This window comes from Rhodococcus sp. EPR-147, from assembly GCF_001647185.1.
Taxonomy (GTDB): domain Bacteria; phylum Actinomycetota; class Actinomycetes; order Mycobacteriales; family Mycobacteriaceae; genus Rhodococcoides.
The window spans coordinates 1-7,079 of the sequence record NZ_LVCU01000371.1 but is presented as its reverse complement, the minus strand read 5'-3'; the positions used below and the strand labels follow the sequence as shown (position 1 = coordinate 7,079).

Annotated in this window: 12 protein-coding genes; 11 read left to right on the top strand and 1 reads right to left on the bottom strand. The window is 63.7% G+C overall.

Annotation, left to right across the window (positions count from 1 at the left end; translation table 11 throughout):
* The 8 genes from rplF to map form a co-directional block, all read left to right on the top strand.
* On the top strand, positions 1-126 hold a 126-nt coding region (gene rplF / locus A2J02_RS16700; RefSeq protein ID WP_082898977.1), incomplete at its 5' end, for a 50S ribosomal protein L6.
* A 1-nt stretch (position 127) separates the two neighbouring features.
* The gene (gene rplR / locus A2J02_RS16695) at positions 128-544 is read left to right on the top strand and encodes a 50S ribosomal protein L18 (protein ID WP_032365631.1); all 417 of its coding nucleotides are present in this window, start codon (positions 128-130) and stop codon (positions 542-544) included.
* 34 nt (positions 545-578) lie between these two features.
* On the top strand, positions 579-1,250 hold the full coding sequence (rpsE, locus tag A2J02_RS16690) for a 30S ribosomal protein S5 (RefSeq protein WP_032397534.1): 672 nt from the start codon (positions 579-581) through the stop codon (positions 1,248-1,250).
* On the top strand, positions 1,250-1,429 hold the full coding sequence (rpmD, locus tag A2J02_RS16685) for a 50S ribosomal protein L30 (RefSeq protein ID WP_008718256.1): 180 nt from the start codon (positions 1,250-1,252) through the stop codon (positions 1,427-1,429). Before rpsE ends, rpmD begins: the two co-directional genes overlap by 1 nt.
* Positions 1,430-1,431: 2 nt before the next feature.
* A complete protein-coding gene (rplO, locus tag A2J02_RS16680) occupies positions 1,432-1,875 on the top strand; it encodes a 50S ribosomal protein L15 (RefSeq protein ID WP_032397532.1) in 444 nt (147 codons plus the stop codon).
* A gap of 316 nt (positions 1,876-2,191) precedes the next feature.
* On the top strand, positions 2,192-3,514 hold the full coding sequence (secY, locus tag A2J02_RS16675) for a preprotein translocase subunit SecY (protein WP_032397531.1): 1,323 nt from the start codon (positions 2,192-2,194) through the stop codon (positions 3,512-3,514).
* The gene (locus A2J02_RS16670; RefSeq protein ID WP_068051351.1) at positions 3,511-4,065 is read left to right on the top strand and encodes an adenylate kinase; all 555 of its coding nucleotides are present in this window, start codon (positions 3,511-3,513) and stop codon (positions 4,063-4,065) included. The genes secY and A2J02_RS16670 overlap by 4 nt, the downstream gene beginning before the upstream one ends.
* Positions 4,065-4,862: a type I methionyl aminopeptidase gene (gene map / locus A2J02_RS16665; RefSeq protein ID WP_068051349.1), complete on the top strand. Its 798-nt coding sequence runs from the start codon at positions 4,065-4,067 to the stop codon at positions 4,860-4,862. The genes A2J02_RS16670 and map overlap by 1 nt, the downstream gene beginning before the upstream one ends.
* 18 nt (positions 4,863-4,880) lie before the next feature.
* On the opposite strand, the gene A2J02_RS16660 is transcribed toward map, so the two are convergent.
* Complete coding sequence (locus tag A2J02_RS16660; RefSeq protein ID WP_068051347.1) at positions 4,881-5,774, bottom strand: glycosyltransferase; 894 nt, start codon at positions 5,772-5,774, stop codon at positions 4,881-4,883.
* 348 nt (positions 5,775-6,122) lie between these two features.
* Here A2J02_RS16660 and infA point away from each other — a divergent pair, with 348 nt between their 5' ends.
* From infA to rpsM, 3 genes are all read left to right on the top strand, one after another.
* Complete coding sequence (infA, locus tag A2J02_RS16655; protein ID WP_005140011.1) at positions 6,123-6,344, top strand: translation initiation factor IF-1; 222 nt, start codon at positions 6,123-6,125, stop codon at positions 6,342-6,344.
* 89 nt (positions 6,345-6,433) lie between these two features.
* Positions 6,434-6,547: a 50S ribosomal protein L36 gene (rpmJ, locus tag A2J02_RS16650; RefSeq protein WP_025347279.1), complete on the top strand. Its 114-nt coding sequence runs from the start codon at positions 6,434-6,436 to the stop codon at positions 6,545-6,547.
* A 204-nt stretch (positions 6,548-6,751) separates the two neighbouring features.
* The coding region (gene rpsM, locus A2J02_RS16645; RefSeq protein ID WP_068051345.1) for a 30S ribosomal protein S13 at positions 6,752-7,079 on the top strand (328 nt) is incomplete at its 3' end.

Below are 7,079 nucleotides of genomic sequence, written 5' to 3'. Positions count from 1 at the left end.
AAGCAGAAGGTCGGTCAGATCTCTGCCAACATTCGTCGTCTGCGGCGTCCGGACCCGTACAAGGGCAAGGGCATCCGCTACGAGGGTGAAGTGATCCGCCGCAAGGTCGGAAAGACGGGTAAGTGATATGAGCCAGCAAACAGCAGACAAGGCGAACGTCGTCAAGCGCACTCCGCGTGGCACCGACGTCTCGACGAAGCGTCGCCTGTCGAAGGCACGTCGTCACTTCCGCCTTCGCAAGAAGATCTCCGGCACGCCCGAGCGTCCCCGCTTGGTCGTCAACCGGTCCTCGCGTCACATCCACGTGCAGTTGATCGACGACCTCGCCGGCCACACGCTGGCCAGCGCGTCGAGCATCGAAGCAGATGTGCGCGCCCTCGAGGGCGACAAGAAGGCCGTCAGCGCGAAGGTCGGCGAGCTCATCGCCAGCCGCGCGAAGGCAGCCGGCGTCGAGGCAGTCGTGTTCGACCGCGGCGGCAACAACTACAGCGGCCGCATCGCGGCACTCGCAGACGCAGCCCGTGAAGGCGGGTTGACGTTCTGATGATGACAATGACTGACAACGGAAGGACAGCCTGATGCCGGGACGTCAACGGCGTGACGGCGGAAGCGGCCCCGCCGGACAGAACAGTGGCCCCAACGCAGGTGGCGACAACAACCAGCGCGGCGACAACCGCGGTGGCGGTCGTGACCGTCGTGACAACGGCCGTGGCGGCAACGCTGCGGACAAGTCGAACTTCATCGAGAAGGTCGTCACGATCAACCGCGTCTCCAAGGTGGTCAAGGGTGGTCGACGCTTCAGCTTCACCGCCCTCGTCATCGTCGGTGACGGCAACGGACTGGTCGGCGTCGGCTACGGCAAGGCCAAGGAAGTTCCCGCGGCCATCCAAAAGGGTGTCGAGGAGGCTCGCAAGAGCTTCTTCCGCGTCCCGATGATCGCCGGCACCATCACGCACCCCATCCAGGGTGAAGCCGCAGCAGGCGTCGTCATGTTGCGTCCGGCCAGCGCCGGTACCGGCGTCATCGCCGGTGGCGCTGTGCGTGCCGTGCTGGAGTGCGCCGGTGTCCACGACGTGCTGTCGAAGTCGCTCGGTAGCGACAACGCCATCAACGTCGTGCACGCGACCGTCGCAGCCCTCAAGGGTCTGCAGCGTCCCGAGGAAGTTGCGGCTCGCCGCGGCCTGACCCTCGAAGAGGTTGCACCCGCCGGAATGCTGCGCGCACGCGCACAGGCAGGAGCGGTGAAGTAATGGCTCAGCTGAAGGTCACCCAGATCAAGAGCACCATCGGCCAGAAGGCGAACCAGCGTGACAGCCTGCGTACTCTCGGGCTCAAGGGCATCCGCCAGACGGTCGTCCGCGAGGACAACCCGCAGAACCGCGGACTGGTCAACACGGTGCGCCACCTCGTAACTGTTGAGGAGGTCTAACCATGACCATCAAACTGCACCACCTGCGCCCCGCAGCCGGATCCAAGTCGACGAAGATTCGCGTCGGCCGTGGTGAAGGTGGCAAGCGTGGCAAGACCGCAGGTCGCGGTACCAAGGGAACCGGCGCACGCAAGAACGTGCCGGCACGCTTCGAGGGTGGCCAGATGCCCCTCCACATGCGGCTCCCGAAGCTCAAGGGCTTCACCAACCGCAACCGTGTCGTGTTCCAGGTCGTGAACCTGCGCGACATCGAGCGTTTGTTCCCCGAGGGCGGTCAGATCGGTATCCCCGAGCTCATCGCCAAGGGTGCCGTTCGCAAGAACGAGCCCGTCAAGGTTCTCGGCGACGGAAACCTGACCGTGAAGGTCGAGATCTCGGCCAACAAGTTCACGGGCTCCGCCAAGGAAAAGATCGCCGCTGCCGGCGGTTCTGCAACCGAGGTATGAGCATCGGTTCGATGTGCTGAGTAGCAGTGCATCGACCAGCAGTTCGTGACGATGGCCGCAGCCACAGCTCTCGCAGCTGAGCTGCGGCCATCGTTGCCTCGGCACCACGTGCCGTGGTCGACCGAACGGACGGGGTCCAACACTGACCGTCGGGCGGTTCGATACGCACTGTTAGAGTTCTAGAGTTCACAGAAGTTCGTTTCGATGCGGGCGACGCATGTCGCTTGCAGTCCATGCTCGTGAGGCTCACGGGAGCACCGGTTTGCGCTCCCGACGAAGTACTCGCAGCGTCAATGCAGTCGTGCCAGGAGGATCTTTGCTTTCCGCCTTCGTGTCGGCCCTCAGGACTCCTGACCTGAGACGGAAGATCCTCTTCACGCTCGGTCTGGTCGCCCTGTATCGCTTCGGTGCCACGCTGCCGTCGCCGGGCGTCGACTACGCCAATGTCCGAGCATGCATCGACCAGGTCTCCGGTGGAGACTCGGCGGGCATCTACTCGTTGATCAACCTGTTCTCCGGTGGAGCGCTCCTTCAGCTCTCGGTGTTCGCGATCGGCATCATGCCGTACATCACCGCCAGCATCATCGTGCAGCTGCTCACCGTCGTCATCCCGAAGTTCGAGGAACTCCGTAAGGAGGGCCAGTCCGGGCAGGCCAAGATGACGCAGTACACGCGTTATCTGTCGATCGCCTTGGCCATCCTGCAGGCGACCGGCCTGGTGGCACTCGCTTCGCGCGGCCAGCTGCTTCAGGGCTGCCAGCAGGACATCATCGCCGACCAGTCCATCTTCGGCCTCGTCATCATCGTGCTCGTCATGACCGCCGGTGCAGCCGTCGTCATGTGGTTCGGTGAGGTCATCACCGAGCGCGGCGTCGGCAACGGCATGTCGCTGCTCATCTTCGCCGGAATCGCCTCGCGTATCCCGTCCGAGGGCAACTCGATCCTCGAGAGCCGCGGCGGATTGGTGTTCGGTTTCGTCTGTTTCGCAGCGTTCCTGATCATCACCGGCGTGGTCTTCGTCGAGCAGGGTCAGCGCCGAATTCCCGTCCAGTACGCCAAGCGCATGGTCGGTCGGAAGATGTACGGCGGCTCGTCCACGTACCTTCCGCTCAAGGTCAACCAGGCCGGCGTCATCCCGGTGATCTTCGCGTCCTCGCTGCTGTACCTGCCGAACCTCATCGCCCAGCTCACCTCGGCGAGCACCGCGGTCGACCCGAGTTGGTGGCAGCGCATCATCAACGAGTACCTGGTGAACCCCGCAAACCCGGTGTACATCGCGATCTTCTTCGGTCTGATCGTCTTCTTTACGTACTTCTACGTGGCGATCACGTTCAACCCCGAAGAGCGCGCCGACGAAATGAAGAAGTTCGGCGGGTTCATCCCGGGCATCCGTCCGGGCAAGCCGACCGCCGACTATCTGAACTACGTCCTCAGTCGCATCACGTTGCCGGGTGCGGTCTACCTGGGCACCATTGCCGTGCTCCCGAACCTGTTCCTCGACATCGGAAGTTCGGGTGGAGGACAGAACCTGCCGTTCGGCGGCACCGCCGTTCTGATCATGGTCAGCGTGGGCTTGGATACCGTGAAGCAAATCGAAAGCCAGCTGATGCAGCGTAACTACGAAGGGTTCCTCAAGTGAGACTTGTTCTGCTCGGTCCCCCCGGTGCCGGCAAAGGCACCCAGGCCGTCCTCCTGTCCGAGAAGCTGGGCGTTCCGCACATCTCCACCGGCGACCTGTTTCGCGCGAACATCGGTGAGAAGGCGGCGCTCGGACTCGAAGCGAAGAAGTACCTCGATGCAGGCGACCTTGTTCCCAGTGAGCTGACCATCGACATGGTCCGCAGTCGCCTCGCCGAGCCCGACGCGGTGAACGGCTTCCTGCTCGACGGCTTCCCGCGTTCGGTGGGTCAGGCCGAGGCGCTGGTCGGTATCCTGGCGGATCTGAACGCCGAGCTCGACGCAGTACTCTCCTTCGCCGTCGACGAGGACGTCGTCGTCGAACGCATGCTCTCGCGTGGACGCGAGGACGACAAGGAAGACGTCATCCGGAACCGACTCAAGGTGTACCGGGACGAGACCGCGCCGCTGCTCGACTACTACGAGGGTCAACTCGTGACGGTCGACGCGATCGGTGAGGTGGACGAGGTCAACGCTCGCGCGCTGAAGTCCATCGAGGACCACGGCAAGTAATGGCGTTCGGCCGTAAACGCAAGGTCGTGCCGTTCCGCAGCGCAGGCGAACTCGACGCCATGGCTGCGGCCGGCGCGGTCGTCGGCGCTGCTCTGGTTGCCGTTCGGGCAGCGGCGGTACCCGGTGTCTCGACTCTCGAGCTGGACCGAGTGGCCGAGGCGGTCATTCGCGACGCCGGCGCTGTGCCGTCGTTCCTCGGGTATCACGGCTTCACCGGCAGCATCTGCTCGTCGGTGAACGACCGTGTGGTGCACGGCATTCCGTCGGCGGATGAGCTGCTGGTCGCAGGCGACCTGGTGTCCATCGACTGTGGGGCAGTTCTCGACGGTTGGCACGGAGACTCTGCGTGGACGTTCGGTGTCGGCGACATCATCGAGGCCGATGCGATGCTGAGCGAGGCGACGCGGCTGTCGATGGAAGCCGGTATCGCCGCGATGCTTCCCGGCAACCGGCTCACGGACGTCTCGCACGCCATCGAATCCGGAACCCACGCGGCCGAGCAGGCACACAGCCGCAAGTACGGAATCGTCGACGGGTACGGCGGTCATGGCATCGGCCGTGAAATGCACATGGACCCGTTCCTCGCGAACGAGGGTGCGCCCGGCAAGGGGCCGGAGTTGGTGGTCGGATCCACCCTCGCGATCGAGCCCATGCTGACCCTCGGAACGTACGACACCGACATTCTCGACGACGGGTGGACGGTCGTGACCACCGACGGATCCCGATCCGCGCACTGGGAACACACCGTTGCCGTCACCGAGGACGGGCCGCGCATTCTGACCCTGCGACCCAGTTAGGGTCGGGTCCGGTCAGGGTCACCAGGCCAACGAGCCGTAGCGCCGCCCGCCACGGAGCAGGCCGAGGTGCGCAGCCACCAGACGTAGCCAGAGTCGAGTGGGCATCCTGGTCACGGCAGTCGGAAGCAGAGGGTTCCGTACGCCCAGCATCAGCAGGGCGACGGAGATCGAGCGGGCCCGGAACGGCGGGCAGCCGTGGACTCGGTAGAGGCCGCGCACGTGAGCCGATCCGTATCCCAGAGCTCCCGCTTGTTTCCAGTTCTCCCGGTGGCCGGTGCGCAGTCGGTACGAGACCAGTGGTTCGGCGATGAAGTGCAACCGACGGCCCGCGTGCTGTGCGCGCCACGAGAATTCCATGTCCTCGCTGGCGTGTACATATTCGAGCATGCCGCCGAGCTGACGGTAGGTCGATCTGCGGCACGCCATGCTGGCACCGATGACGAACGGCAGGAATGTCGACTTTCCCTGATCCGTGGGCGGTGCGAAAGGCGTCGATGCTCGCGTGGCAACGGAGTTCAGTGTCTCCGTCTCCAGGCCGGTACCCACGAGGTCGTACTCGTCGAGGCCCGCAACGATGCGTCGGAGCCAGCTCGGGTGCACCGCGTCGTCCGCGTCGCAGAATGCAAGCAATTCGCTGCGGGCGGCGTCTGCACCCCGGTTGCGTGCGAACGATGCCCCCGGGGTTCCCGCAGCATCGACGTATCTCAGGTCCAGAGCGCCACGAAGGTGATGGCTGTCGATGTGTTCGCGAAGGCCGTCGGTCGAGCCGTTGTCGCTGATGATCACCGTGAACGGATGCTCGTAGTCCTGTCGAGCGAGAGCTCGCAGTTGATCGTCGAGAACGTCCTTGGCGTTGTGAATTGGGATGATGACGGATACGACCGGGTCTCCGGCGCGCGTGTCTGATCTCAAGAGGGGTGCCTCGTAGTCGTCTTCGCGGACACGGCCGCCGCTGCGAACGCAGTCGGTACGGCCAGTGGTTGTGCGGCTGTGATGCAGCCCGGCGGAACGTTAGCTCAGGAAATCGAACTGGGGCAAACGTTGACCTGGAGTATGGACACTGGACGCATTTGGCCAGACGTGCATTACCCGGTAGCATGGATCGACGGTGCGCCCTGCGTACCGGATGTTCGCGTGCCCTGGTGGGCTGCGAACCGTTCCGGCGATACGTCGACCCGTTGATTCGGGTCGGTCAGTGGGCATCACGGTAACGGAAACAGATGCAATCAACCAGGTGTGAGAGCCAGGATCGCGGAGGATATGGCCAAGAAAGACGGTGCTATCGAGGTAGAGGGCCGAGTTGTCGAACCGCTGCCCAATGCGATGTTTCGCATTGAGCTCGAAAACGGCCACAAGGTACTCGCTCACATCAGCGGAAAGATGCGTCAGCACTACATCCGCATCCTTCCCGAGGATCGCGTCGTGGTGGAGCTTTCGCCCTACGACCTCACGCGTGGACGCATCGTTTACCGCTACAAGTAAGAGCTTCCCCGGCCACGTCCGGTCGGGGAGAACCATGCTCGGGGCCACTGCACGCAGCGGGGCCGAGCTACACACAGGAGATCAACGACGTGAAGGTTCAGCCGAGCGTCAAGAAGATCTGCGAAAAGTGCAAGGTGATTCGTCGTAACGGACGCGTCATGGTGATCTGCGACAACCTGCGTCACAAGCAGCGTCAGGGATAACCACCGAGCATTTCGCACGTCGGCTTGGCAACAGCTAGAAGATGACCTCCCAGCACCAACCGCGACACACGCGTCGCGGCAGACCCCCGGCACGGAGGCCGGGGCCCCACTGAGTTAGTTGAAAGACGCTTCACACCCCAGCGGTGAGAAGGACACAGGGGACGGACTGGGAGCAGACCTCCGGACAAGAAAAGGAAATGCCACATGGCACGTCTCGCAGGTGTGGATCTGCCGCGCGAAAAGCGCATGGAGATCGCACTGACTTACATCTACGGCGTCGGCCGTACCCGCTCCAAGGAAATCCTCACAGCGACGGGCGTCAGCCCCGACCTGCGAAGCAAGGATCTCGGCGACGACGATCTGCGCAAGCTCAGCGATTACATCAACGAGTCCCTCAAGGTCGAGGGCGACCTGCGCCGCGAGGTTCAGGCCGACATCCGTCGCAAGATCGAAATCGGCTGCTACCAGGGTCTTCGCCACCGTCGTGGTCTGCCCGTCCGTGGACAGCGCACCAAGACCAATGCGCGTACCC